Here is a 24594-nt window from a genome sequence, read left to right on the forward strand (position 1 = left end):
CGCCGGGAACTTCCATGTGCGGGCACTGCGGAAGGAATCTGCCGAATGGTCCTGAAACACGACCCGATCAAAGAGTCCGTCTATACGCGGGACAAAAACCTCGTCGTGTTCAACCAGCTCGGAGTCAAGATCGAAATGGACTCCGTTTCGAACGCAGAGTACTACAGCTGGCTGGACGACATGATTGTGCGGATCGGCTCACTGGTGAAGGGGGCCGAAATTGTGGAGAAGGAGGCGGCACGGCAGTCGCCGCCGCTCAACACCGCGATCTACTACGACAGCGCGGACTATCGCATTCTGCCCACCGGTGCGCTTCTCAGGACTTCATGCAACAAGATCACGCACGCGTTCTGCGCCTTCAAGGCCCCGGAGGACGACAATCACGTCCGCCGCGACCACCGCTTCGTCTTCGACGGCGAGGAGAAACGGACCATCCAGCAGGCGCCGCACTCCCCGGAAGCGGTGGCGATCGTCAGGCGGATGCTGGCGCGCACCGACGTCGAGCACCCGGGAACGCATCTGGAGCGGACCATGGGCATCTCACCCCTGGACCTCTTCCCGGCGGTCTGCCTGGACGATTACCGCTACACCTTCTTCGCCTGGCTGGACGGACGGGACGCGCTGCGGTGCAGCATCGACCGCTATCACGTCAGTGATCTGCGGCTGCCGGAGGAAGAGCGGGAACGTCGGCCCCTGAGCGAAGTGGAGCTGGCCATCTACCCGCGCATCGAACCGGACGTGGCCCGCGACCCGCGGGTGCCGGAGCTGATCGGCACCCTGGCCGACGCGCTCTGCGAGCGTTTCGGGGTGGGCCAGACGCACGAGATCAAGTACCAGCGCTCGGCAAGGACTCTGGGGATTGCGGCCGGAGGGTCCACCAGCGGCTCGTGAAGCAGCGCGGGCCGGCCGGCTGCCGGGCGCCGGTCCCGCCGCGCCCGGGACCGGCCACGGCGAGGGGGCTCAGGCCGGGGCGTCGCGGCGCAGGACGCCGGTGAGGCAGCCGAGCGCGCCGGCCGCCTTGACGTACTCGCCGACCTCGACGACGTGGACGTCCAGCCCGGCCGCTTCCAGGGTCGTGCGCGTCTTCGGGCAGCCGGCCGGCATCAGCACGCGTCCCGGAGCGGTCGCCACGAGGTTCATGGCACGCGACCGCACCACCTCCTCGTCCGGCTCCAGCTCCACCACGGCGTAGTCGAGCCGCGCCAGTTCCGCGCGCAGCTCGGCGGTCGCGGCTGCCTTGTGGAGTACGGCGAGACGCTCGTCGACGAAGACGACGGAGCCCAGCAGGTGCTGGACGCCGGGTCCCAGCGGCACCCGGACGGTCCGGACGCCCTGGCTGTCCAGCACCTCCGTGACGGCCCGGGCGCCCCCCTCGTTCGTGCGGAATCCGCAGCCCAGCAGTACCGTGTCCGGCGCCGCCCACAGCGCGTCGGCCCCTTCGAACGTCGCCCCGCCGGCCAGAGTCCGCAGCACGGGGATGCCCAGCTCGGCAAGGGCCGCCGCCGCGTGCCGTTCCTCGCCCGCGCGCTGGGCGGAGGCGGTACGGCCGACGATCGCTCCCTCCTCGGTGACCAGGAAAAGGTCCCTGAGGAAGATCACGTTGGGGGGTGCGGAGGGCGGCGGTGAGACCACGTGCACCCGCACGCCGAGTCTCCGGTAGGCGTCCGCCACCGCCTCGGCCTGGGCGCGCAGCAATCCCAAGTCGAGGCGTTCGGTCATCAACTGGGCCGCCGCGTCGTCCACTTGGGCCAGGCTGTCGGGCGGCCGGACGAGCAGCACCTCACGCAGCGGTGCCACTTCCGAACGGTATCCGCAGCGGGCCCACACCCGTCCTGCGGCGACCTCCCCGCGATGTGTGGCCGCACGGGGTGCCCAGCCGCTGCCGCCGAGGGTGCTGGGCAGCTCTGCGGCCGCCCCGTCCGTATGGGGGGAGCTCATCCGTCCGCCGCCTCAGACCGAGTAGCCGAGAGCCCGCAGCTGGCCGCGGATGTCTTCGGTCATCGGCACCTGCTCGGGTTCACGCAGTGCCGTGCGGTAGTCGTCGAGCAGCGCCAGGAGCGGGCCCGGGTCGGCGCCCGGTTCTGGCCGGGGTACGCCCGCGTCGTCGAACCGCTCGACCCAGGTGAGGTCGGCCGGGTCCGTCTTCAGGAACCACTGCGAGTACTGACGGGTCAGCCGGACCACACGCCGGTCCCCGAGATAGGCGCTGTGGCCGACGAGGAAGTGCTCAAGGGGTCCGGGATGCCTGCCGCTCAACTGCCGCTGCTGGTAGGCGACGAAGTCCTGCAGTTCCGAGGTGTACGCCTCGGCCAGTGCGGGCGCGTCGTCGCCGAGCTTGTCCGTGCCTCGCGCCACGGACGCCAGCGACCGCCCGTCGAAGACGCCGGTCATCGCGGCCGGTATGCCGGCGAGGTCGAGGATCGTGGGGGCGATGTCGACCGTGCGGATACGGCTGGTGTGCGTCGCGGGTTCGACACCGTCACCGACGATGATGAGCGGTACCCGCAGCACGGCCTCCGCCATGGAGTTGAAGTGACCGTTGGTCCGGTCGTCGAACTCCTCCCCGTGGTCGGCGAAGACGGCCAGCAGCATGCGCTTGCCCGATTCGGCGACACGCTGCGTCAGCCGCTCGACGAAGGGGCCGAACCGGGTCTTCAGGAAGTGCTCGACACCGTCGAGGTAGAGCTGGAACAGCCGGTCGTACTCTCCCTGGGAGTGCAGATAGGCGATGGCCCGTTTGTAGCGCACCAGCAGCTCGGTGTCCTCCCGGTCGCGATAGCTCTCGACGAGCAGGTCACCGAAGGGCAGGTCACGGGGGAGGCCCTCCTCCAGTTCGGTCACCTTGCGCCGGTAGGCGTCGCCGCCGAAGGCCAGATTGTGGAATCCGTACGGCGAGTGGACCGCTCCGAAATGGGCGCACGCCACGGTGGATTCGGAGCCCGCGACGGCGTCAATGAAGTCGTCGTCCTGCTCGACCACATACGTGTCGATGTCCCGGGTGAAGCCCAGCTCGTTGCCGAGGATGATCGGAAAGTCCGTCTTCAGCACCGTGGTACGCCCGTCCCGGCGGCCGTAGGTGAAAACCGAAGGGGCACGGAGCGAGCCGTTGTAGAACTCGTGCACCCCATTGTGCAGCGGGTACTGGCCAGTGAATATGGCCCCGTGGGCCGCCGCCGTATAAGGTGCCGCGCTGATCACATTGGGGAAATAGGCGCCGCGGCCGGCGAGTTCATCGAGAGCCGTCGTCCGCACCGGCCGGATGTTCTGGTATTTGTGCGGCCACAGCGGATGCGGGTGGACACCCAGCGCGTCGCTGCGCAGGGTGTCGATGGAAATCAGCACGACATGGTCGTAGCGACGGGCTGTGTCCATCATGGGCCTCCACTTTCGGCGGGTCTTTCCTGACAATGCTGCCTAGGAACAGAAGCCGAGCCGCCACCCCGGCCCGTTCAAGTGTGGAAATCTTCGGTCGAACGTCCGGCCATTCACTGCCGGCACCGGTTGAACATCCGGCGCTGTGTTCAATCGCGCTGTTCGGGGTAGACCGTCGGGTCGTCCAGCGGAAGTTTCAACCATGAGATCATCTGCCGCAACTGGTGATATGCCAGCAGGCGTTGCTCGTCGGAATCGGCCTCTTCCGCTCTGCCGATCGGCTCCCACAACCGGTGCACCATGACGGGGCCGAGTTCCAGCAGGCCGCCGCTTCCACCGGTGGCCCATTTGGCGAGCACATAGCGGGCGATGGCCCCGATGGGGATGTCCAGGTTCCGTGACATTCCGCGCAGGGTCACCAGGGGGTCGAGAAGGCCGTAGCCGACGACGTCCGACTTGAAGTTCGCATGCGGATCGTCGGCCGGCCAGTCCTCCTTCCAGCGGCGCAGGCACACCACGTCGTGGCCGTCCTCCGACGTCCAGACGTCCGGGGTCCCCACGTCGTCGTCCGGGATCTCGTCCCGGGCCGGAGTCGCGTCCGAGACGCTCATGTCGGAAGCCATGGCCGGGATTTTCGCCGCCGCACCGGCGCGGCGCAACCGGCCGCCTTCCGTTTGAACGACCTTGAACTGCCCTCCTGTGCTGGACAGTTGGTTCGAGGCTGGAGTAGACCATAGGCCGGAGCGCCCACGCCTGTCGGATTGGAAAATCTCATTGGCAGCCACCGCCCCCACGATTTCCGCCATGTCCGGAGAAAGCCGCTCGACCACCCAGCGGGTGCTGCTGGCAAGCACCGTGGGGAGCGCCATCGAGTGGTACGACTTCTATCTCTATTCCACCGCTTCGGCGCTGGTCCTCGGCCCGCTCTTCTTTCCCGGCCACTCCGGAACGGCCGGTACGCTGGCCGCTTTTGCCACGTACGCCGCCGGATTCGTCGCCCGTCCGATGGGCGGCATGGTCTTCGGGCACTTCGGTGACCGGATCGGCCGGAAATCGATGCTGGTCCTCACTCTCCTCGTCATGGGGCTGGCGACGTTCCTCGTGGGTGTGCTGCCGACGTACAAGCAGGCGGGCATCGCCGCCCCGGTGTTGCTGGTGAGCCTGCGGGTGGTGCAGGGCGTCGGGATCGGCGGCGAATGGGGGGGCGGTGTGCTGATGAGCGGCGAGCACGCGCCGGCCCGGCGACGGGGGCTGTTCACCAGCTTCCCGGCGGCCGGCTTCCCACTCGGCCTCTTCGCCAGTACCGCGATGTTCACGCTGGTCTCGAAACTGCCCCAGGACCAGCTCATGTCATGGGGCTGGCGGCTGCCCTTCCTGGCCTCGATCGTGCTGGTGGTGGTCGGGGTCCTGGTACGGCTCGGCGTGGCCGAGTCCCCTGAGTTCCTGCGGGAGCGCTCGGCCGGCGGTCCTCCCCGCGCGCCGCTGGCCGAGGTGCTCCGGGAGCGGCCCGGGCGGGTGGTGCGCGGGGTGCTGGCCGCCCTCGGACTGGCGATGATCGTCAGCACCTTCTCGGTCTACCTGCTGTCCTACGCCTCCCACTCTCCGGGCCGGCGCTCCCAGGTGCTGGACGGGCTGCTCTTCGGAGCACTGGTCGAGGTAGTGCTGCTGCCGGTCTTCGGGGCTCTGTCCGACCGGATCGGACGGCGTGCGGTCATGCTGTCCGGGTACGCGGTGTGCGCCCTGGTGGCCCTGCCGGCGCCGCACTGGCTGGCCTCGGGCGACCCGGTGCTGGTGGCGCTGACCTTCGTCCTCGCCATGGGGGTGGGGCATGCCGCGGTGTACGGCGGCTTCTCGGCCTTCCTCATCGAGCTGTTCCCCGCGCGTCACCGCTACTCGGCGCTGGCGGTGACGTACCAGCTTGGTGCCACCATCGCGAGTTTCGGCCCGCTGGCGGCGGCCGCGCTGGCGGGCGACCGGCACACCGCGGTTCCCGCGGTGGTGATCCTGCTGGGGGCGCTCCTCCCGGCCACACTGGCCGTCGCCGCCACGCGGACACCGGCGGACCTTCGACGGGGCGGTGACCTCCGGTGACCGCGGCCCCTGGGACGAGCGCGGCCGGGCAGCCGGCGACCGCCGTGAGCCGGCCCGCGGCGCCTTCTTCCGGCCTCACCCATCTGGACATGCTGGAGGCTCAGGCGATCCACGTCATCCGGGAGGTCGCCGCCGAAACCGAGCGGGCGGCACTGCTCTTCTCCGGCGGCAAGGATTCGGCGGTGATGGCCTGGCTGGCCCACCGTGCCTTCTGGCCCGCTCCGATCCCCTTCGACGTGCTCCATGTGGACACCGGGCACAACTTCCCCGAAGTTCTCGCCTACCGCGACGAGTTCCTGGCCGGGATCGGCAGCCGGCCCCTCGTCGCCTCATTGCCGCGGATGATCGCCGACGGACAGATCCGCGAACCCGCGAACACCGTCGGCCGCAACCGGCTGCAGAGCGCGGCGCTTCTCCGGACGGTCGCCGAGCACCGTTTCGAGGCGCTGCTCGGCGGGGCACGCCGGGACGAGGAGAAGGCACGGGCCAAGGAACGCGTCTTCTCCTTCCGCGACGCCTTCGGGCAGTGGGACCCTCGCGACCAGCGTCCGGAACTGTGGGACTTGTTCAACGCCCGGGTGAACCCGAAAGAGCACGTACGGGCGTTCCCGTTGTCGAACTGGACCGAGATGGACGTGTGGCAGTACATCGACGTCCACGGCATCGCCCTGCCCTCGCTGTACTACGCCCACCGACGGCGGGTCTTCGAGCGGGACGGGATGCTCTTCACCGCCAGCGACTTCCTGCCGCCTCGTGAGGACGAACCGGTACGCGAGGAGCACGTGCGCTTCCGCACGGTCGGTGACATGACATGCACCGGCGCGGTACGGTCCCGGGCGCTGACACCGAAGGAGGTCATGGCCGAGAACGCCGCGTCCGGCATCAGCGAGCGCGGGGGCAGCCGGGCGGACGACCGCTTCGCGGAGTCGGCCATGGAGGACCGTAAGCGGGAAGGTTACTTCTGATGGACCTCCTGACCTTCGCCACGGCGGGCTCGGTCGACGATGGCAAGAGCACGCTGATCGGCCGGTTCCTGCACGACACCCGGTCCATCAGTACGGACCAGCTCGACTCGGTGACCCGCACGAGCGGCCGGCTCGGTCTGTCGGATCCCAACCTGGCGCTGTTCACCGACGGGCTGCGCGCCGAACGCGAGCAGGGCATCACCATCGATGTGGCGTACCGTCACTTCGCCACCCGCCGACGCCGGTTCATCCTGGCGGACACCCCCGGGCACGCCCAGTACACCCGCAACATGATCAGCGGGGTGTCCACGGCGGACGCGGCGGTGGTGCTCGTGGACGCCCGCCAGGGGTTGACCAGGCAGACCCGGCGCCATCTGTGCCTGCTGTTCCTACTGCGTGTCGAACACATCCTGCTCGCCGTGAACAAGATGGACCTGGCCGGGTTCGCGGAAGAACGCTTCGAGACGGTCCGCGCGCAGACGAACACGTTCCTGCGACAGCTGGGAACGGTCTTCGGGGCGCGGGAGCCGAACGCCCCGGAGTGCACCGCCGTACCGGTCTGCGCTCTCCTCGGCGACAACGTGGTCCGCTCCTCCGACGCCATGCCCTGGTACCCGGGGCCGCCCCTGCTCCGCCTGCTGGAAGACCTGCCGGCCGCCACCGCCGACCGGCTGCTGCGCACCCGGTTCCCCGTCCAGTACGTCCTGCGGCCCGGCTCGGACTCGGCCGGATTCCACGACTACCGGGGGTGTGCCGGACGGCTGATCAGCGGCGTCCTGAGGCCGGGCGACCAGGTGATCGTCATGCCCGACGGGCTCGTCACCACCGTCAGCGGCATCGACGGCCCGCACGGCCCCCTGCCCCAGGCGCTGCCCGGCATCTCCGTGAGCCTGCGCCTGGCAGACCAACTGGACGTCGGACGCGGTCACTTGCTCTGTGACCCGGTCCACCCTCCCGCCGTTCTGCACGAGTTCGACGCGACGCTATTCTGGATGGAGACCACGCCCGGGACCCCGGGCCGCAGGCTCTTGCTGAAACAGCACGGGCGCACGGTCACCGTCGTGGTGGAGCAACTGCACCACCACCTGGACGTCACCACCCTGCGCCACAGCTCCGTACCGGAACTCGGACTGAACGACATCGGCCGGGTCCGGCTGCGGAGCGCGCAGCCCGTGCTGTGCGACGACTACCGGGACAACCGGGCGACGGGTTCCTTCATCCTGATCGACCCGGACTCCAACCGCACGGTCGCCGCCGGCACCGTCGAGACCGGAGAAGCCGCATAGGCGGAACACCACGGCCGGACCGGAGCGGTCCACGCCAGGGAGCCGCCCTCACCAGCAGGTGCCGGCAGGCGCATCCGGGCGGTCCCTGTCCCCGGCTGCCCCACCGGCCTTTGGCCGCCCCCCTGCCGCCCGGTTTCCGGTCCCACCCTCTCCGAAAGGTCCTTCCATCCGTCATGAAGAGCATCCAGAGCAGAATCCCGCACTTCTACGACGTCCTCGACGAGGAACTGGAGAACAGCCGACTCATCGAGGACCTTTTCACCGAGGCGGCCCGCGGTCATGGCTTCACCCAGATGCGGACCACCCACATGGAACTGCGCGAGCGCTATGTCGCAGCCACCCAAGTGCACGCCAGCCGGATTTTCGAGGTGCACCGCGTCAAAGAGGGGAGCCGGTACGCCCTCCAGGCAGACCTCGCCATGAGCATGTCCCGGTTCGTGGCAGACCTCCCGTCGCCGCCGCCCCTCAAACTCGCCCAGATCGGCACCCTGTACCGCGACCGGCAACCCAGTCTCCCGGGATACAGACGGGAGTTCCGGCAACTGCTACTCGGCACTTGGGGCACACGGTCCGCGTACGCCGACGCGGAGATCATCGCCGTGTGCCACCGTCTCCTCGGCCGCATACCAGGTGTCGAACCCACCTGCGTGCAGCTCGCCGACCACAACATCTTCGACACGGTGCGGCCCGGTCTCGCCCAGCGGATCCGTTTCGAGGAGTGCGGCCTGGAAGAGGTGCTGGCACAGGTCGAGGAACTGACGACCGCCGATCGCAGGATGCTGGCGGAGCTGTACGCCCCGGACCGGATGCCGGCCGAGCACTTCGTGCGGACGATCGCACAGGCCGAACATCCCGGCATCCAGAAGGAGGCCCGGGCCCTGGAACAGGTGGTGACCCACATACGGCCGATGCTCCCCGGAGTTGAACTGTCCTGTTCGCTCAGCCAGATGCACGGCACCGGCCACTATTCCGGGATGAACTATCAGATCTTCGCGACAGCGCCCGGTGTGTCCGAGCCTTTCCTCATCGGTGACGGCGGACGCATCGACCAGCTCTGCGGTCTGATGAACCACAACCCGGTCCCGGCTGTCTGCATGGGCCTCGGTCTGACCGTCCTCGCTCAGTTGATGACTCCCGTGCGGCGGGCCCCGCGCGTGGCGATCCTCGTCGACGTCGACCGCCGCGCCCCGGACGCCGGACGCGCCGAGGAGGTCCGCCGCCACCTCGCGGAGTGCGGCATGCATCCGGCCGTACTGCCGCTGGCCCGCCGCAAATGGACGTCGGTGCTGCGCAGCGAGTTCTACGCCGACCACGCGTTCGTCCTCCTCGATGACGGAGGGATCTCGGTGCGGCACCGGTCGGCGGAGGACCGCGCAGTCGTGGAACGGGCGCTGAAGGAAAGCACGCGGTGAGCGAACCGTTCGCCCTCCCGTGGCCCGCGATCACTTACAGGAAGGCAGAAGCGTGGCAGCCTCTCGTACGACTGACGATGCGGACGTGTCCACCGCCGAGTTGGTGCTCACCACGGTGGCGGAAGTAACCGGCTGCGGCCCCGTCCGTCCGGACGACAGTTTCTTCGACATCGGCGGTTCCTCACTCGACGCGCTGCGCATCTGTCTGCGGATCAACCGCTGGGCGGGCACGGACGTCGACCACCAAGCGCTGCTGGACAGCGACGACCTCGCCGCGTTCGTCGTGGCCGTGGACGCCGCCAGGGCCGCCCGGTGAACGGCTCGGCCGGTACTTCCCGCATCGTTTCGGAGGAGGCTGGCAGCCTGGGGGCGCCCCGGGCCGGAGACACCCTGATCCACACCGAGATCGCCCGCCACGCCCGGCGCACCCCCGCCGCGGCGGCCGTGGTCCAGGGCACGGTACGGCTCACTTACGGTGAACTGGACGCCTTGTCCGACGCCTGGGCCGCACGGCTCGCCGCCCTCGGTGCCGGGCCCGGCACGTTCGTACCGGTGCTGCTGCCCCGCTCCCCTGCACTGCTGGTGGCGCTCGTGGCCGTCCTCAAGTGCGGAGCGGCCTATGCCGCGCTGGATCCAGCCTGGCCCGTCCCCCGGCTGAGAACCGTCCTCGCCCCGCTCCGCCCGCCGGTGGCCATCGCACCTGGCCCGTTCGACGGCTGGAGCGGACCGGTGTGGTCCCCGCCGGACGGCGACCCCAGGGAACTGGCCGACCGCTGCACGCGATCTCCGCTTCCTCCCGCACCGCCCCTGACCGGCCACAGCCCCGCCGTCGTCTTCTTCACCTCCGGCACCACCGGCCGGCCCAAGGCGGTCCTCAGCAGCCACCGGGCCACCACCAGTCTCTTCTGTGACGCCTTTCCACCGTTTCCGGCCGCTCCCGTCATGCCGCAGGCCGCTCCCGTCGGCTGGGACGCCTTCACCCTGGAGAGCTGGGGTCCGCTGTTACGCGGCGGCACCAGCGTTCTGGTGCCGCGTGCCCCGCTCCTGCCGGCCGTTCTGCGCACTCTTGCCGACCGGGACGGCGTCGACACGGTGTGGCTGACCGCGTCCCTGTTCAACCTCTTCATCGACGAGGACCCGGACTGCTTCCACCCGCTGCGCCGGGTGCTCACCGGCGGCGAGCGGCTCTCCGTGCCCCATGTGCGTACTTTCCTGGAGCGCTGCGCGGCCGATCTGTTCAACGGCTACGGACCCGTCGAGACCTGTGTGTTCGCCACCGTCCACCGGGTCGTGCCGGAGGACTGCGACAGGCCGGGCGGAATCCCCGTGGGCCGCCCCGCCCCCGGCCGCCGCGTCCATGTGCTGCGGGAGGGCCGCCCCGTGCCGCGGCACACCGTCGGCGAGATATGCGTCGCCGGTGACGGTGTCGCCCTCGGCTACCTCGGTGAGCCGGAGGCGACCGGCCGTGCCTTCCCCGTCCTGGCGCCCGACGGGATCCCTGAACGGATGTACCGCACGGGCGATCTCGGCCGGTTCGGCCCGGACGGGCTGCTGCACTTCGCCGGGCGCGCCGACCTGCAGGTCAAGATCCGCGGGCACCGCATCGAACCGGAAGAGGTCGAGAACGCGTCCCGCGCCGTCGAGGGCGTCGGCGACTGCGCGGCCGTGCCCGTGTCCGCCGCCGACGGCACCTGCACCCGGCTGGCGCTCTTCTACACCTGGGACGGCACCGGCTCCGGGCCGCCGCGGCCCGCCGCCCTGCGCCGGGCCCTCGCCGCCGTACTGCCCCGGCATCTGCTGCCCGACGTGATGCGGCACACCGGCTCACTTCCCTTGACCGGCACCGGAAAGCTGGACCGCGCCGGGCTGGCCGCGACGCTGCGGCACCACGAAGGGCATCGGGAAACGGAGGATCCCGCATGAGCATTCCATCCGGCACCGACGCCCCCATGTCGTTCGAGCAGGAGTCCATCTGGCTCAACGATCAGTTCACACCCGGCTCCGGCCGCTACGTGGAGTCCTGGACCCACCGGCTGCGCGGCAGCCTCGACACCTCCGCCGTCGCCGCGGCCCTCACCGGGCTCGTCGCCCGCCACGCACCCCTGCGCTCCGCCCTGTTGCTTCAGGACGGCAGGACGGTACAGCGGATCTCCCCTCCCGCGCCGGTCCCCCTCGCCATCCGGCCGGTGGCTCCAGGCGAACTGGAAAACGCGCTGCGGGCCGCGGTGTCCGAGCCGATACCGCTGGACCGGCCGCCGCTGCTGCGAGCAACCCTGCTGCAGCGCGGCCCGGACGACGCGGTGCTCGCGGTGGCCGTCCACCATGCGGTGATCGACGGCTGGAGCCTGCGCGTCTTCGACGAGGAGTTCACCGCGTTGTACCGGGCGGCTGTGGAAGGCCGTCCCCCGCGACTGCCCGGCCCGGTTCCGTCGTTCGCCGAGCACGCCGCGGCCGGCCGCGCCGACACCGCGGGCGCCGAGGAGGACCTGCGGCACTGGCGCGCGGTGCTTGCCGGCGCGCCCGCCGAGACCTCCTTCCCGCTCGACCGGCCGCGCCCCGCACGGCTCGGTCCCCGGGGCGGCGATGTTCCCTTCACCATCGGACCCGAACTCGGTGCGGCCCTACGGAAGCTCTGTCGGACACTGCGTGTCACCCCGTTCACCGTGTTGGCCGCCGCTCTCAGCGCCTTGGTCAGCAGGCTCGGCGACCAGAACGACGTGGTGCTCGGCACGCCGGTCAGCCGGCGCGACCGGCTGGAACTGGAACAGGTCGTCGGCTGTCTCACCGACGTCATGCCGCTGCGCCAGAAGCTGCGCACCGGGATGTCCTTCCGTGAACTCGTCGCGGACATGGCCGCCGTCGTCCGGGACACCATGGCGCACCGCCGCGTCCCCCACAGCCGGCTGGTCCGAGAGCTGACCCGGTCGCGCGAGGTGTCCCGTTTCCCGCTGTTCCAGATCGTGCTCACCGTCGACGATGCCAGGGGCCCGGGGCTGCGGCTGCCCGATGTCACCGCCGAGCGCCTGTATCCGCACGACGGAACCGCCAAGTTCGACGTGTTCCTGCATCTGGTGCCGCGCGACGGCGGCTACTTCGGCCGTCTGGAGTACGCCGCCGAGCTGTTCACCCCGGCCACCGCACGCCGTCTCGCGGACCGCTACGTTGCGCTGCTCACCGACGCCACTGCCCACCCTGACCTGGCCGTCGACGACCTGGCCGTCATGAGCCGCGCGGAGCAGCACGCTCTCGCCGCCCGCTCCAGGCCCCTGGCCGTCCCCGCCGGACCCCCGCCGCCCGCACCCGAGGCCGTCGCCCGCACCGTACGGCGCGTCCCGGATGCGGTCGCCCTCGACGACGGCGGCGAGCACATCACCTACGGGCGGTTGTGGGACCGCTCCGGGTCCATTGCCCGCGCGCTGGTCGCCCGGGGGCTGGCCGGCCACGTCGTGGCCCTCCGCGGGCGGCGTACGGCCGCCACGTTGACCACTCTGCTCGGGGTGATCCGGGCAGGCGCCGCTTGCCTGTGCCTCGATCCGGCCGTGCCCGGGGAGCGTGCCGCGTTCATGCTGCGCGACAGTGGCGCGGCCGCCCTGCTCGTCGAGGACGACGCCCAGCCCGGGCCGCAGCCACCGGGGGTCTGCGTCCTGCGCCCCTGCGACCTGGCCGGGGCCCGGGACATCGCCCTGCCCGACCCCGGCCCCGAGGACCCCGCCTACGTCGTCTACACCTCGGGTTCCACCGGGCGGCCCAAGGGCGTGGTCCTCCCCCACCGGTCACTGGCCGCCCTCGTGGACTGGCAGTGCCGTGTCTCCCGCGTCGCCGACGGCGCCCGCACCCTGCAGTTCGCCTCATTCGGCTTCGACGTGGCGTTCCAGGAGATCTTCACCACCTGGGGGGCCGGCGGGCGGCTCGTCCTCATGCCGGACGAGGTCCGCGGCGATCCGCATCAGCTGCTCGACCTGGTGGAGCGGCATGCGGTGGAACGCCTGTTCCTGCCGTACGTGGCACTCCAGCAGCTCGCCGAGTACGGCGCCGCGCTCGGCCGCCGGGCCGGCAGTCTCCGCGAGGTGATCACCGCGGGTGAGGAACTCGTCGTGACACCGGCCGTCCGGGCGTTCTTCACCTCCGTCGCGCCCCGGGCCCGGCTGGACAACCAGTACGGCCCCTCCGAGACACACGTGGTCACCCGCCAGCCGCTCAGCGGCGACCCCGCCTCATGGCCCGACCGGCCGGCCATCGGCCGCGCGGTGCCCGGCAGCGCAGTGCGCGTACGCGACGCCCGGCTATGGCCCCGCCCCTTCGGTGTCCCCGGCGAAATCTGCGTCACAGGCGCGGCCGTCGGCAAGGGTTACGCCGGAAACACCCGGTCCGACCGCTTCGTCCCCGATCCGGACGATCCCGGCGGCACCGCCCTGCTCTACCGCACCGGCGACATCGGCACGCTCCTGGAGGACGGCACGATCCGATTCCTCGGCCGCGCCGACGGCCAGGTGAAGATCCGTGGCCACCGGGTGGAACCAGGTGAGGTGGAGGCTTGCCTGAAGAGCCTGCCGGGGGTCGGGGACGCCGTCGTCCTTGTGACCGGCGAGACCGCGGTGGACCGGCGGCTCACGGCCTGTTACACCGGCCGCGCCCACCCCCTGAAGGTCCGTGCCGGACTCGCCGAGCGGCTCCCCGCACCGCTGGTGCCCAGCGTCCTGCTTCCGGTCCCCGCCTTTCCCCGCACGCCCACGGGCAAGACCGACCGGGCCGCCCTGCGCCACCGGTACGCGGACGCCCGCTCCCTCCCGCCCGCGCCCCGGGACACCGCCGCCCCCGGCACGGCCGCGAACGAACTCCTCGCGGCCGTCACCACGGTGTGGGAGGACGTCCTGGGCATCGGACACATCGGCCCCGAAGACGGATTCTTCGAACTGGGCGGAGACTCTCTGCTCGCCGTCCGTCTCGTCGTCGCCCTGCGCACGGAACTGGGCCTGGACCTGCGCCCCGGGGACGTCTTCGACGCACCGACACCCGTCGCGCTGGCCCGGCTCGCACAGACCCCGGGCAGCGGTTCGAAGATGCCCGACCTCATCCGGGAAGCCGTCCTTGACCCGGCTGTCGTCCCAGCGGGCGGCCCGGCCGGACCGGCGGCTGCACCACGGGAGATCCTGCTGACCGGCGCCACCGGATTCCTTGGCGTGTTCGTCCTGCGGGACCTGCTGAAGCGCACCGGTGCCACGGTGACCTGCCTCGTACGCGCCGATGACGCCGCGGCCGCCGAGAAACGGCTCAGGAGCACCCTGGACCGCTACGGGCTGGCCTCGGTGTGGCGGGCGGACCGGATCAGACCACTGCCCGGTGACCTCACCCGGCATCGGTTGGGTCTGCTGCCCGAGGAGGCCGACCGGCTCGCCCGGACCATCGACGCCATCTTCCACGTGGCCGCCTCCGTCAACCTGACCTCGCCCTATGAACGCCTCAAGGCCGCCAACGTGGAGGGCACCGCCGAGGTGTTGAGACTGGCCGCGGCCCACCGGAACGTGCCGGTCCACCATGTGTCCACCGTCGGCGTGTACCCGCCCGAAGGCTCGCCCGGTACCCGGATCTCTGCCGACACCCCCCGTGGCGACGGAAGCCTGCTACGCCACGGCTATGCGCGCACCAAGTGGGTGGCCGAGGCCCTGGTGGACGAGGCCAGACGACGGGGGCTGACCGTGACCGTGTTCCGCCCCACCCGGATCAGCGGAGACAGTGCGACCGGGCTCTGCCAGCCCTCGGATTTCTTCTGGCTGCTCCTCAAGGGGTGCCTCCAGGCGGGTGCGGCCCCGGAGGACTATCCGTCCGCCTTCGACCTGGTGCCGGTCGACGGAGTCAGCAGGGCGATCGTCTCGCTCGCCGTCGATCCGGCCGCCGCGGGCCGTACCTACCATGTGTCCAGCGAGCGTCCCCTGCCCTTCGCGGAGGCGGTGCGACGCTTGCGGGTGCTCGGCCACAGGCTGGAGGACGTCCCGCTCACCGAGTGGCACCGACGGGTGGAGCAGGATCCCGGCAACGCCGCGTTCCCCCTGCTGGGTCTGCTCCCGCGCCAGGGCCCCGGGTCGGGCGGCACGCCCTCCGCCGTGCCGAGGATCTTCGATTCCGCCTCGACACACCGGGCCCTGGGAAGCACAGCCGCGGACCTGTCGGTCGACGAGGCGCTCTTCGCGCGCTATGTCGCCGCGTTCGAGAGGGATGCCTTCCTGCCGCCGCCCCGGGGGGCGCGGAGCGGCACCGGAACCATGGCGGACACACCTCCGCAGGGAGGGTGACAGCACAGTGCCGAATACCGCACTCCTCTTGGACGTTCGCGCGCTGAGGCAGGGAACCCGCACAGGAGCGACACATCGGCCCCACACGGTCTTTCGAAGGCGCCGTTAGCGTTACAGGCTGTTCGGCCCCTTGTGCACAACTGTCAGGAAGAAGCGGATGGACTACTGCTCCTCGTGCCGTCGGCACCTCAACGGAGCCCTGGTGTGCCCGGGTGCGGCGCGTACGCCCCGGACATAGCACCGTTGACCACAGGCGGTCGCACCGTCCCGGCCCCGGCCGCAACAGCGCTCTGGACGGAGGCGACGGCGACAGCGGGGACCGACGCGTACGGCGCCCTCGACGACGCAGGCAGCGTTTTCGAGGACTCCGGCGGTGACGGCGCAGGCGCCGGCAGTGCGCCCGAGGGGCTCGCGCCCGCGTCGCAGGGACGGGCGGGCCGACGCCGACAGCGGGCCCGCTGGAAGAAGAACCAGCGCCGGGCCGTGGTCGCGACCGCCGTCGCGCTCGTCGGCGGCGGCCTCACCGTGGCCTCGATGGAGGGCGGTTCCGGCCACCGCGCCCAGGCGGCGACGGCCGACAACCTCGCGAGCATGGGCACCGGTACGCAGCCGGTGGACCAGACCGCCGGACTCCCGCCGGCCGGGACGGGCAAGCACCGCAAGCTCCCCACCGCGAACTCCCGGCCTGCCACGACCGGCGGCGCCTCACAGCGGCGTTCCGAGGCCACCGCGACCCGCGCGGACTCGGCGAGGACGCGGCCCTACCCGGCCGCCACCCCGCACACGGAGCCGAGGGCCGCCGCGCAGCCGGCCGTGTCCACACCCTCCGCCGGCACGAAGACCACCGGCACGAGGACCGCCGGCACCGGCACGTCGGCGGCCCCGCCGCCCGCCTCGACGGCCGCCGGCGGCACGGGGTCGGAAACCTCGACGACTTCGGGCACGTCGAGCACTTCGGGTACGTCGGACGCGTCGTCTTCGGGGTCTTCGGGGGCATCCCCGTCGAACTCCGCACCGGCGGCGACCTCCCCGTCGGGGATCTGCGTGCTCGGGCTGATCTGCGTGAGCTGATCCCCCTCCCGGGTCGGCTGGTCACTTCCGTATGAACCAGCCCGGACAGCGTGCGGACGGGCGTCCTCCCGCACCTGGGGGTCCTTAAGCAGTTCCCGGGCGGTGCCGTCCAAAGTGGGGCCCTGGCCGTCGGGGCCGATGCGGGTGACGATGGAGACCCGGCTGGAGTGCAGGGAGTCGATCAGCTGGGCCCGCACGGTGACATTAAGGGAGCTGCTGCCGTCCTCTTCGGTGGTCAGCAACTCCAGGAAGACGGCCTGCTCCTGCGGCGTGAGGTCTTTGAAACCGCAGGTGAGGGTGAAGCTGTCGGCACGGTGGCCGTCGCGGATATGGAAGTCGTCGGCGGTGATCCGGTAGTAGTCCCCCGCCGTGGTCTGCAGGCACAGGCGTACGGCATCGATGACGGCGGTCCTGCCGCTGCCGTTCTCCCCGACCAGGACGTTGGTCGCGGGGCCGAAGTCCATTCGCAGGCGGCTGTCTGTATCACCTTCCTGTCCGGGAGCGGGACCGAAGATCCGGAAGTTTTCGGCATACAGGCTTGCCAGGTACACGAAACGGCCCCCCGATGGTTCCTACGTTCCACGCCCGCGTGACGCGGGTGCTCCGAGCTGCCCACACCCCCCAAAGACCGGTTCCGCAGGCGACTTTGACGCATCATAAGCACATTTCCTTCACTCTATGTCCACAGTTCTGAAACTGAGCCACGCGCCACATACACCTCAACCAATGACATCCAGCATCCGGGTCTGCGCCCAAGAGGGATCAGGCGTGGCATGCACCCAAAACCCAGATCCCCTTCGATGCCGCGCCGAGGACCCTCCTCGACACGAATAGGCCCGCCTGCCTCACCCCGAGGGTTCGGACCTGTTTTGCACGCGTAACCTCACGACCTGGGGTCTGCTGCAGGTTCGGGTGACAGGTTGGGTCACGCGGCTTGGAGGGCCGGTGTGGTCATGACGGTCTCGTATTCGACGGGGGTCAGGCGGCCGAGTGCGGCTTGTCTGCGGCGGCGGTGGTAGGTCCGTTCGATCCAGGTCACGATCGCGATCCGCAGTTCCTCGCGGGTGGGCCAGCTCCGACGGTCGAGGACGTTCTTCTGCGGCAGGCTGAAGAAGGACTCCATGGCCGCGTTGTCACCTGCGGCCCCGACTCTTCCTATCGATCCGGCCATCCGGTGGCGATCGAGTGCCCGGACGAATTTTCAGCGCGACGCCATCGACCTCCTCGGCCACGCCCTCCGCAACCCCGCCGAGATCACCGGCAAGCCCGACGGCAGCGACGAACCACCCCTCTGCGCAACCCGCGTCCGCTGACGTTGCCGTCAACTACTGCCGTCAGACACCCCAGGGGCCCCACCGGAGCAAATCCGGTGGGGCCCCTGACGATTACTCCAACTCCCGCGCGAACCCTATGGGAATTCCCGAACCTGTCGCCGGTGATTCACCGAAATCGCACTCTCCTGGATTTCGATTTCACCAGATCCGACTTGTCCAACGAGCCATTCGCGCAATTCACCGTACCCGACCGCAGGTGGAACATCGACGGCCATATAATTTGGAAGACTATGCGTCAATTCCCAACTGCATCCAGCATCTCGGAGTCGGGATTCGATACCCCTTCTCCCCTCTTTCTTCAGGAAGATGATCCGAATCGTCGAATGTCCTGACTCTTGCGTGAACTCCTCGAAGACGAGCTCACGGCGATCATTGTCAGGGCGAACTTGAATGAGGTCACCAAAAGAAACTCCACGAGCGAAGAATGGCGTGTTGACTATCCGAATCTGTAGCCTGACGCTCGTCTTCTCCCCCCATAGCCGCTCCACGGAGACCGGAGGCCAGTTCGCGCTCTCCGAATCGAGGTCAAACGCAACTTTGAACAGCTTGGCGCCGCTCGCAGAAGTGGGACGCTCATTCGACTCGCCCATGGCTACTCCTCCGGAAGGAAATCTCGAAGCTCATCATCCCACTGCTCTACCGTCTTTGCCGACTTGTCTCTGTTGCAAGCCCTGCAAGCTACGCAACCATTATGGGCGGCCCCGCACCCGCCTTGCGCCTTCGGTATCTCATGGTCGATCTGAGCATCGTCTGGTAGACCCTTGATCGCATTGCCGTTGGCATCGCGCGAAGCCCTGCGTTCTACAGTCCTACCGCAGTAATCACACTTGAGAATTCCGCCATTCTTAGCCTCGTTGGCATCGTAAACGGTCTGCCGTCCATTGTCCGTGAAATCCATCCCGGCGCGATCGTCTGGCGAAGTTCCGCAGTTATGAACCAGGATCGGCGTGGTCCCCGCCAGCACATAGTACGTGTGCTCGCCATTCGGTCGTCACCTGCATTTTCGCTGGTCAGCGAATTCCGGCTGGTCCGTAGGTGTGCGTGGAAGTGCCGTGCTGTGCGCCCCTGTTGCCGTCGGCGTTGCCGTCAGACGGCTGCGCGCGTGAGGGCGGTGGAGTGGGCTTTGGCCGGTGTCCTGCCCGGGTTGGGGTCGGGCATGGTCAGGGGGCCGTACGCTGGCCCGGCAACTCGGGCAGGCTGTGCCCCTGCCCGGAATGTGAACGAGTGGCCCCCTGGCCTTGCCCGACGCGGGCCCCGACTCGGGGAGGTGGGTAAAGCCCATGGAGCCGACCGACCCCACCGCCGGGCCTGCGCGCCGGCCAACTCCCTGCCGCTGCCTCGCCGCCGGCCTGGCGCTCGCCGTTCGGGAGCGTCTGATCTTCGCTCGCTTCCGGTCGTCCGCTACGCGCTTCTGCGCGGCCTGGTCGCTGACCGGCCCGCGGTGGCGGAGCCGAGAGCGGGCCGGGTGGGCGGCCGTGCCGCGCGCGACCCGCGTCAGCGGGTCGCCTTGAAGACGTAGAGAAAGTTTGGACGCATCCCGCCTTGGTGCTACGCCGTGGCCGTCGGCTGGTCGTTCGGCTGGAGTGCGGTCCGAAGCATCGGACTGGCGGGTGTGCTCCTGCGGACAGCCGGGGTGATCGTTGTTCGGCCGGTCCGGGGCGGTGTTGCAGGGGTACCGTCTGAGTGTTGCCGCAGAACGGAGTTCGCCGTGTCGCAGAGCATCGAGGAGCACACCGGCGCTCGGATCGCCCGCATCCGGAAGCAGCGCGGCCTGACGCAGCAGGGGCTGGCGATGCGCGCTCACGTGTCGAAGTCGCTGTTGTCGAAGGTGGAGTGTGGGCAGAAGGCTGCTTCCCCTGCTCTTGTTGCTGCCTGTGCCCGCTCGCTGGGCGTCTCCACGTCCGATCTGCTGGGGCAGCCGTACGCCGAGGAGTTGCGCCGGGACCGCATGGACGCCTTGATCCAGCCGATCCGTGAGGGACTGGAGAACTGGGATGTCGCGCTCGACTGGGAGACGGCTCCGCGCCGGGCCGCGTTGATCCGGGCTGATGTCCAACGGGCCCTCGTGCAACGCCGGCAGGCGCAGTACACGGACATGGTGCGCGACCTGCCCGGGTTGATCGACGAGTCGGTGCAGGCGGTGCACACCAGCACCGGGGAAGAGCAGCGGCTGGCTTACGAGTGTCTGGCCGGGACGTTCCGGTGTGTGTTCACCGTGGCGTGGAACTTCGGCTATATCGACCTGGCCACCGTTGCGCTGGACCGGCTGGCGTGGATCGCGCCGCGCGCCGACGAGCCGGGGCTGGCCGCCATGTATGCCTACCTTCGCGCACAGACCACGATGTCGTCCGGTCGATACGACGTGGGTCTGCGGGTGATTGACCGGGCTCTGCGGGATCTCGACGGCCTGGATGCGCGCCGCCCGGCAGGCGTTGAGGCCATGCAGGGTGTGATGCATCTGCGGGCTGCGGTGATCGCGGGGCGGATGCAGGACCGGGATGAGGCGGATGCCCGCCTTGCCGAGGCCCGTTCTCTGGCCCGGGTCACGGGCGAGTTGCCCGATTTCGGCGTCACCTGGGGGCCGGTGAACGTCGGTGTGCATGCGGTGGCCATCGCCTCGGAGATGGACGACTTCGGTCGCGCGATCGAGCTCGCCCAGGATGTGCACATCCCGCGAGGCTGGACCCGTTCCCGGGCCGGACACCACTGGATGGACCTCGGCCGCTCCCATGCCTGGGCCGGCCACCCGGAGGAAGCGCTGGACTGCCTGCACCAGGCCCGGCGCATCGCGCCACAGCAGACCCGCTACCACCCGACCGTGAGGGACACCGTGCTGGCCCTCAAACGGCAGGAACGGACGCGTAACAGCTTGCTGGCGCAGTACGCGGACTGGGTCGGGATATAGCAGGTTCCCGGCGAGAGGAGTTGCACCGCTCGGTGCAACCGGTGTGCATCGCCAGTCGGCAGGCTGACGCTCAGTCAGGACCCCCGCGACCGGGCGAACGGTCCGGGGGCGTGGCCAACGCTGACAAGGAGCGCCGACGTGCCGCACTGTATCGCCCACATCTTCGAACCACTGCTACGGCTGCTACGGCCCGCGCCAGGCCGCCACCGCGCACCGGATTCCCGCCCCACCCTCCCCGTTGTGGAGCCATCCACTGAATGTCCGCCTCACGCACTCGCTGCCCCGGTGCTGCAAGGTGAGGACACCGGACTGGTCCGCCCGTACCTGCTCGCGCACGAACAGCGGGAGCAGCAGCGCCGACGGGCACCGCGGCGCGCACTGTGGCTGGCCGTGCACGGAGTCGACATCGGTCCCCTGCTGACCCGCAGCATGGAGGTGGGGGCCTGATGAGCCTCACGAATCAGGTCCGCCTGCTCCCCTGGGCCGGGCCGGAAGGAAAACCCTGCTACCTCGCAGGCGACGGGACCGGATACCTGTCACGCCTCGCTGACAACATGGAGTCGGCCCAACTCGGCCTGGCCGGTGAACTCGTTCAGGAGGCACAACACACTCTGGACGGACGCCAGTGGACGCCTGGCGAACTGCACCTGCTGGCAGTCCAGTTGACCGAGGCATTGACGAACGTCCACCGGATCGCGGTGAGCCGGGGAGCACGTCTGCCCGCCCCCGCCTACGACGACCTCGACACCCTGGACGACCTGGAGACCGAAGACGAGGAGCGGGACAGCCGCCGCCCCGTCCCGCTCGACTGACTGCCCATCACGATCTCCTGTTCCGGCCGGCGCCCGTCGCACCCGGTCGGATAGGGCCGCAGCGGAAATCCCCGGAAAGCCATGGCTCTCCGGGGATTTTCACTGCATGCAGTCAGGCGCCCTTGGGGCGCTTGGCTTCTCGGCCCTGGCTTGCCTGCTCCAGGCGCTCAAGACGCTCGCGCATGTCGGCCATCTGCTCCAGGATCAGGTCCAGCTTGCCCGCCAGGCCGACGTCCCAGGATCCGGGCGGCGCGGACTGCGGCAACTGTGCGGAACCGTCGTCGGTGCCGCCCGCGTCTGGCGGTTCTTCCCAGAAGAGGCTTTCGCCGATGACGTACGCCAGTTCTTCCGGCTGCGGCTCGCTCGGGCGGGTGCGGGAGGGGATTTCCTTGCGCGGGTTCTTGTAGACCTTGCGGGCATGTCCTTCCAGGGCCAGCGTGGCCAGGGCCTGCTCGGTGTTCTCTTCGCTGTGGCCGATGGCCTCGGCGGCCTCCACTGCGGTCAGCCGGGTGCCCTTGGGCAACGAGCCATTGCGGATCTTCTGCACAAGGGCTGCCTGGGCGAGGTGCCGCCCGAGGGCGGGATCGTCCGCGTCGCGTACGTAGGCGTCGTGGCTGTGCTCTTCGTCCTCGTAGCGGAGCCATTCGTTGCGTACGAGCAGGCTAACCGCCGTGTCGATGACACGGACCGGTACCGCGTAGTGGTCGGCGAGCGCTTCACTGCCCGGCAGCTTGATCCCTGGCGTGAGGCTGCCGGAGCGGATCCGGCGTTCCAGATCCTTGACGACTTTCTCGAAGGCGTGCTCGAAGTCCGCAGACCTGCTCACGAAGGTGCCCTTGCCCTGGCGGGTCATGACCCAGCCCTCGCTGCGCAGGAGCCGCACCGCCTTCTGCACGGTCAGGCTCGATGCGCCGTACGCCTCCATCAGCTGGCTGTGCGACGGCAGCAACTGCCCCGGCTGGAGCTTCTCACCACGGATCTGCTGCTTGAGATCGTCCGCGATGCGCTCGAACGCCAGGCGCGCCTCGTCAGCAGGAGCCATCGTCATCCCTCGGATCGGCGTACATCGGTGGCGGAAGGACGGGCCGGCCGCCGTTCCCGCAGCACAGCGCGCTGCACCGGCCAGATTAGCGACCCCATGGACAGGGCGGGAGCAGAACAACAGCGAATAGGGATGGATAGAGTTGGATTGAGTCAGGTAGGGTCGGGTCGAGCGATCACCCACATGGGTGATTCGCACCCTTCTACCTGGAGGTTTGCCGTGAAGACCATGCCCATCGACCAGTCCCAGGCCTTGGTGATCCTGGCTTCCGAGCCCCGGCCGCGTTTCAAGGACCGTGACGGCCGGGAGCCCGCGATCGACCGCACGACCGGCGCCCACCTGCACTAGGTGGACGTGATGTTCGCGTTCAACGGCCGCGCCGAAGTGATCACCGTGAACGTGCCCGAGCCCGGCCTCGGCAAGGGCCTCAAGGTCGGCATGCCCGTCGCCTTCACCGGCCTGGTCGCCTCGGCCTGGGAGAACGAGATCAACGGCAAGGACCGGCACGGCATCTCCCTGCGCGGCGACGCCGTCACCGCCAAGGCGGGCGCCTGATGCCCGGGACCTCTCTCGGGCTCGCGCCCCTGGCCGTCGTCGGCCTCACTGCGCTCGGGCTGCTCGGCTGGGCCGGCTTCTGCTTCGCCCGCTGGTACCGCGCCGATGCGGAGACCCGGGCCAGTCTGCGGCAGGCGCGGCAGATGCGGTGGGGCTGGAAGCGGCTCGCGCCGATGCTGGGCCTGGCGGTCAAGGACGCCACCCCAACCGTGCTCCAGCAGTACGGCCCGCAGGAGCAGCCGACGAAGCCGCGCATGCTGGTGCCGCGTCTGCACACCCGCGCCGACGCCTTCGGCGTCACCGTCACCGCCGACGCGCTGCCGCAGGTCGGGCTGAGCGCCTGGCAGGAGGCCTCCGAGGGCCTGTGCGACGCCTGGGGCATGCGCCGCATCCGGATCAGCCAGCCCAAACCCGGAGTGATCGTCGCGCGCGGCTTCAGGCGCGAGCCGCTGAAGGCGGTGATCCGCTCACCGCTGCTCGGCCCGGACGGCTCACCGGTCTGCCGACCGGGTCAGTTCGTCTCCACCGATGACGTGCTGCTCGGCTGGGACGAGGACGGCACCCCTGTCGTGCTCAACCTCGCCTACTCCGCCCACGCGCTCATCGCCGGCGCCACCCGCTCCGGCAAGTCGATCACCGTCAACACCCTGCTCGCCCAAGCCTCGCTCATGCGGGACGTGCGTCTGATCGTGATCGACCCCAACCTCGGGGCGGTCGCGCCCTGGTGGCGTACCGCCCACAAGGTCTCCGACGCCATCCATCCCGACGAGCCGACCGAGATCCTGCGCTGGGTGCGCGAGGAGATGCAGCGTCGCGAGCGGTTGTTTTGGTCCGGCCGCACCGACCGCATCACCGCCTTCAGCGAAGAGCTGCCGCTGCTGCTCGTGGTGATCGACGAGGTGGCGAACTACACCCGTCACCCCGACCGCAAGGCGCGCGAACGGTTCGAGGCCGAGCTACTGGCCGTCGCCAGCCAGGGCGCCAAGTTCGGCGTACGGCTGTGGCTGCTCACTCAGAAGCCCTCCGCCGACGTTCTCACCACCGCCGTACGCACCAACCTGTCCGCCCGGATCTGCCACCGCGTCGACACCGTCGAGGACTTCCTGCACCTCTTCCCCGACGGCCGGGAACTGGACATCACCGCCGCCGACCGCACCATGCCCCAGGGCGTCTCCATCGCCTCCGTCGGCGACATGCGCACCCCCGTCCGGCTGCGCTCGGTTTACCTGCCCACCGAAGCCTGCTGGCAGATCAACGACCTGATGTGCGCCTCCGGACTCAAAGTCCGCGAACTGCCCACCCGCATCGACCTGGACAAGGCCGCGTGAACCCCACCGGCCGCTCCCGGTCCCGTACCGCAGTGATCCCCGGCAAGGGCGTGTAGTCGCCAAACCATCGCCCCTGCCGGGGCCTCCCTCCCCATCCGTTCACGGCACACGCGTGTGCCGCAGTGCAGAGA

The 24594-nt window shown here is 69.7% G+C and carries 21 protein-coding genes and 1 pseudogene; 14 read left to right on the forward strand and 8 right to left on the reverse strand.

Annotated features, from left to right (window positions below):
• Positions 1-45 precede the first annotated feature (45 nt).
• Positions 46-891 (forward strand): hypothetical protein, encoded by an 846-nt coding sequence (locus ACFXI4_RS33105; RefSeq protein WP_384997837.1) that lies wholly within the window; start codon positions 46-48, stop codon positions 889-891.
• Between the two features lie 69 nt (positions 892-960).
• Here the strand turns inward: ACFXI4_RS33105 and ACFXI4_RS33110 are convergent, their stop codons facing one another.
• The 3 genes from ACFXI4_RS33110 to ACFXI4_RS33120 all read right to left on the reverse strand — a co-directional run bounded on the left by ACFXI4_RS33110 (position 961) and on the right by ACFXI4_RS33120 (position 3995).
• Positions 961-1938, reverse strand: coding sequence for a dimethylarginine dimethylaminohydrolase family protein (locus ACFXI4_RS33110; protein ID WP_384997839.1), 978 nt, complete (start codon positions 1936-1938; stop codon positions 961-963).
• 12 nt (positions 1939-1950) lie between these two features.
• Positions 1951-3375, reverse strand: coding sequence for a sulfatase-like hydrolase/transferase (locus ACFXI4_RS33115; protein ID WP_384997841.1), 1425 nt, complete (start codon positions 3373-3375; stop codon positions 1951-1953).
• A 146-nt stretch (positions 3376-3521) separates the two neighbouring features.
• Positions 3522-3995, reverse strand: coding sequence for a DUF6027 family protein (locus ACFXI4_RS33120; protein WP_384997843.1), 474 nt, complete (start codon positions 3993-3995; stop codon positions 3522-3524).
• A gap of 181 nt (positions 3996-4176) precedes the next feature.
• Here ACFXI4_RS33120 and ACFXI4_RS33125 point away from each other — a divergent pair, with 181 nt between their 5' ends.
• The 7 genes from ACFXI4_RS33125 (at position 4177) to ACFXI4_RS33155 (ending at position 15416) form a co-directional block, all read left to right on the forward strand.
• Positions 4177-5463 (forward strand): MFS transporter, encoded by a 1287-nt coding sequence (locus ACFXI4_RS33125; protein WP_384997845.1) that lies wholly within the window; start codon positions 4177-4179, stop codon positions 5461-5463.
• Between the two features lie 89 nt (positions 5464-5552).
• On the forward strand, positions 5553-6428 hold the full coding sequence (gene cysD, locus ACFXI4_RS33130; protein WP_384997847.1) for a sulfate adenylyltransferase subunit CysD: 876 nt from the start codon (positions 5553-5555) through the stop codon (positions 6426-6428).
• A complete protein-coding gene (locus tag ACFXI4_RS33135) occupies positions 6428-7714 on the forward strand; it encodes a sulfate adenylyltransferase subunit 1 (protein ID WP_384997849.1) in 1287 nt (428 codons plus the stop codon). The genes cysD and ACFXI4_RS33135 overlap by 1 nt, the downstream gene beginning before the upstream one ends.
• 173 nt (positions 7715-7887) lie before the next feature.
• Positions 7888-9126 (forward strand): ATP phosphoribosyltransferase regulatory subunit, encoded by a 1239-nt coding sequence (locus ACFXI4_RS33140; protein ID WP_384997851.1) that lies wholly within the window; start codon positions 7888-7890, stop codon positions 9124-9126.
• An 85-nt stretch (positions 9127-9211) separates the two neighbouring features.
• Positions 9212-9442 carry an acyl carrier protein gene (locus ACFXI4_RS33145; RefSeq protein WP_384997853.1) on the forward strand — a complete coding sequence of 77 codons (231 nt, stop codon included), beginning with the start codon at positions 9212-9214 and terminating at the stop codon, positions 9440-9442.
• On the forward strand, positions 9439-11049 hold the full coding sequence (locus ACFXI4_RS33150) for an amino acid adenylation domain-containing protein (protein ID WP_384997855.1): 1611 nt from the start codon (positions 9439-9441) through the stop codon (positions 11047-11049). Before ACFXI4_RS33145 ends, ACFXI4_RS33150 begins: the two co-directional genes overlap by 4 nt.
• Entirely contained in the window at positions 11046-15416 is a 4371-nt protein-coding gene (locus ACFXI4_RS33155; RefSeq protein WP_384997857.1) for an amino acid adenylation domain-containing protein, read from the forward strand. The genes ACFXI4_RS33150 and ACFXI4_RS33155 overlap by 4 nt, the downstream gene beginning before the upstream one ends.
• A gap of 761 nt (positions 15417-16177) precedes the next feature.
• On the opposite strand, the gene ACFXI4_RS33160 is transcribed toward ACFXI4_RS33155, so the two are convergent.
• The 4 genes and pseudogenes from ACFXI4_RS33160 to ACFXI4_RS33175 all read right to left on the reverse strand — a co-directional run bounded on the left by ACFXI4_RS33160 (position 16178) and on the right by ACFXI4_RS33175 (position 18719).
• Entirely contained in the window at positions 16178-17038 is an 861-nt protein-coding gene (locus ACFXI4_RS33160; protein ID WP_384997859.1) for an AAA family ATPase, read from the reverse strand.
• 374 nt (positions 17039-17412) lie between these two features.
• A pseudogene (locus ACFXI4_RS33165) lies at positions 17413-17688 on the reverse strand (integrase core domain-containing protein); the annotation flags it as partial.
• Positions 17689-17895: 207 nt separating this feature from the next.
• A complete protein-coding gene (locus ACFXI4_RS33170) occupies positions 17896-18411 on the reverse strand; it encodes a DUF4265 domain-containing protein (RefSeq protein WP_384997861.1) in 516 nt (171 codons plus the stop codon).
• Between the two features lie 2 nt (positions 18412-18413).
• Positions 18414-18719 (reverse strand): HNH endonuclease, encoded by a 306-nt coding sequence (locus ACFXI4_RS33175; RefSeq protein WP_384997863.1) that lies wholly within the window; start codon positions 18717-18719, stop codon positions 18414-18416.
• Between the two features lie 810 nt (positions 18720-19529).
• Between ACFXI4_RS33175 and ACFXI4_RS33180 the strand changes: the two genes are divergently transcribed.
• The 3 genes from ACFXI4_RS33180 to ACFXI4_RS33190 all read left to right on the forward strand — a co-directional run bounded on the left by ACFXI4_RS33180 (position 19530) and on the right by ACFXI4_RS33190 (position 21538).
• A complete protein-coding gene (locus ACFXI4_RS33180) occupies positions 19530-20726 on the forward strand; it encodes a helix-turn-helix domain-containing protein (RefSeq protein ID WP_384997865.1) in 1197 nt (398 codons plus the stop codon).
• A 285-nt stretch (positions 20727-21011) separates the two neighbouring features.
• Positions 21012-21173, forward strand: coding sequence for a hypothetical protein (locus tag ACFXI4_RS33185; protein ID WP_331462012.1), 162 nt, complete (start codon positions 21012-21014; stop codon positions 21171-21173).
• Positions 21173-21538 (forward strand): hypothetical protein, encoded by a 366-nt coding sequence (locus ACFXI4_RS33190; RefSeq protein ID WP_286256085.1) that lies wholly within the window; start codon positions 21173-21175, stop codon positions 21536-21538. Before ACFXI4_RS33185 ends, ACFXI4_RS33190 begins: the two co-directional genes overlap by 1 nt.
• A gap of 112 nt (positions 21539-21650) precedes the next feature.
• Here the strand turns inward: ACFXI4_RS33190 and ACFXI4_RS33195 are convergent, their stop codons facing one another.
• On the reverse strand, positions 21651-22586 hold the full coding sequence (locus ACFXI4_RS33195; RefSeq protein WP_384997867.1) for a GntR family transcriptional regulator: 936 nt from the start codon (positions 22584-22586) through the stop codon (positions 21651-21653).
• Positions 22587-22799: 213 nt separating this feature from the next.
• Here ACFXI4_RS33195 and ACFXI4_RS33200 point away from each other — a divergent pair, with 213 nt between their 5' ends.
• The 3 genes from ACFXI4_RS33200 to ACFXI4_RS33210 are packed head-to-tail and all read left to right on the forward strand — an operon-like array spanning position 22800 to position 24463.
• Positions 22800-22928 carry a hypothetical protein gene (locus ACFXI4_RS33200; protein ID WP_384997869.1) on the forward strand — a complete coding sequence of 43 codons (129 nt, stop codon included), beginning with the start codon at positions 22800-22802 and terminating at the stop codon, positions 22926-22928.
• 9 nt (positions 22929-22937) lie between these two features.
• Positions 22938-23135 carry a hypothetical protein gene (locus ACFXI4_RS33205; RefSeq protein WP_384997871.1) on the forward strand — a complete coding sequence of 66 codons (198 nt, stop codon included), beginning with the start codon at positions 22938-22940 and terminating at the stop codon, positions 23133-23135.
• Positions 23135-24463, forward strand: coding sequence for an FtsK/SpoIIIE domain-containing protein (locus ACFXI4_RS33210; RefSeq protein WP_384997873.1), 1329 nt, complete (start codon positions 23135-23137; stop codon positions 24461-24463). Before ACFXI4_RS33205 ends, ACFXI4_RS33210 begins: the two co-directional genes overlap by 1 nt.
• The last annotated feature ends 131 nt before the right edge of the window (positions 24464-24594 follow it).

Source organism: Streptomyces sp. NPDC059224 (assembly GCF_042754285.1).
In the GTDB taxonomy this organism is placed as follows: domain Bacteria; phylum Actinomycetota; class Actinomycetes; order Streptomycetales; family Streptomycetaceae; genus Streptomyces.

Excerpts from the sequence above, each read along its gene's own strand:
- ACFXI4_RS33105 (WP_384997837.1), top strand. The coding sequence starts at position 46 with ATGGTCCTGAAACACGACCCGATCAAAGAGTCCGTCTATACGCGGGAC.
- ACFXI4_RS33110 (WP_384997839.1), bottom strand. The coding sequence starts at position 1,938 with ATGAGCTCCCCCCATACGGACGGGGCGGCCGCAGAGCTGCCCAGCACC.
- ACFXI4_RS33115 (WP_384997841.1), bottom strand. The coding sequence starts at position 3,375 with ATGATGGACACAGCCCGTCGCTACGACCATGTCGTGCTGATTTCCATC.
- ACFXI4_RS33120 (WP_384997843.1), bottom strand. The coding sequence starts at position 3,995 with ATGGCTTCCGACATGAGCGTCTCGGACGCGACTCCGGCCCGGGACGAG.
- ACFXI4_RS33125 (WP_384997845.1), top strand. The coding sequence starts at position 4,177 with ATGTCCGGAGAAAGCCGCTCGACCACCCAGCGGGTGCTGCTGGCAAGC.
- cysD (WP_384997847.1), top strand. The coding sequence starts at position 5,553 with ATGCTGGAGGCTCAGGCGATCCACGTCATCCGGGAGGTCGCCGCCGAA.
- ACFXI4_RS33135 (WP_384997849.1), top strand. The coding sequence starts at position 6,428 with ATGGACCTCCTGACCTTCGCCACGGCGGGCTCGGTCGACGATGGCAAG.
- ACFXI4_RS33140 (WP_384997851.1), top strand. The coding sequence starts at position 7,888 with ATGAAGAGCATCCAGAGCAGAATCCCGCACTTCTACGACGTCCTCGAC.
- ACFXI4_RS33155 (WP_384997857.1), top strand. The coding sequence starts at position 11,046 with ATGAGCATTCCATCCGGCACCGACGCCCCCATGTCGTTCGAGCAGGAG.
- ACFXI4_RS33170 (WP_384997861.1), bottom strand. The coding sequence starts at position 18,411 with ATGGGCGAGTCGAATGAGCGTCCCACTTCTGCGAGCGGCGCCAAGCTG.
- ACFXI4_RS33175 (WP_384997863.1), bottom strand. The coding sequence starts at position 18,719 with ATGGATTTCACGGACAATGGACGGCAGACCGTTTACGATGCCAACGAG.
- ACFXI4_RS33190 (WP_286256085.1), top strand. The coding sequence starts at position 21,173 with ATGAGCCTCACGAATCAGGTCCGCCTGCTCCCCTGGGCCGGGCCGGAA.
- ACFXI4_RS33195 (WP_384997867.1), bottom strand. The coding sequence starts at position 22,586 with ATGACGATGGCTCCTGCTGACGAGGCGCGCCTGGCGTTCGAGCGCATC.
- ACFXI4_RS33205 (WP_384997871.1), top strand. The coding sequence starts at position 22,938 with ATGTTCGCGTTCAACGGCCGCGCCGAAGTGATCACCGTGAACGTGCCC.
- ACFXI4_RS33210 (WP_384997873.1), top strand. The coding sequence starts at position 23,135 with ATGCCCGGGACCTCTCTCGGGCTCGCGCCCCTGGCCGTCGTCGGCCTC.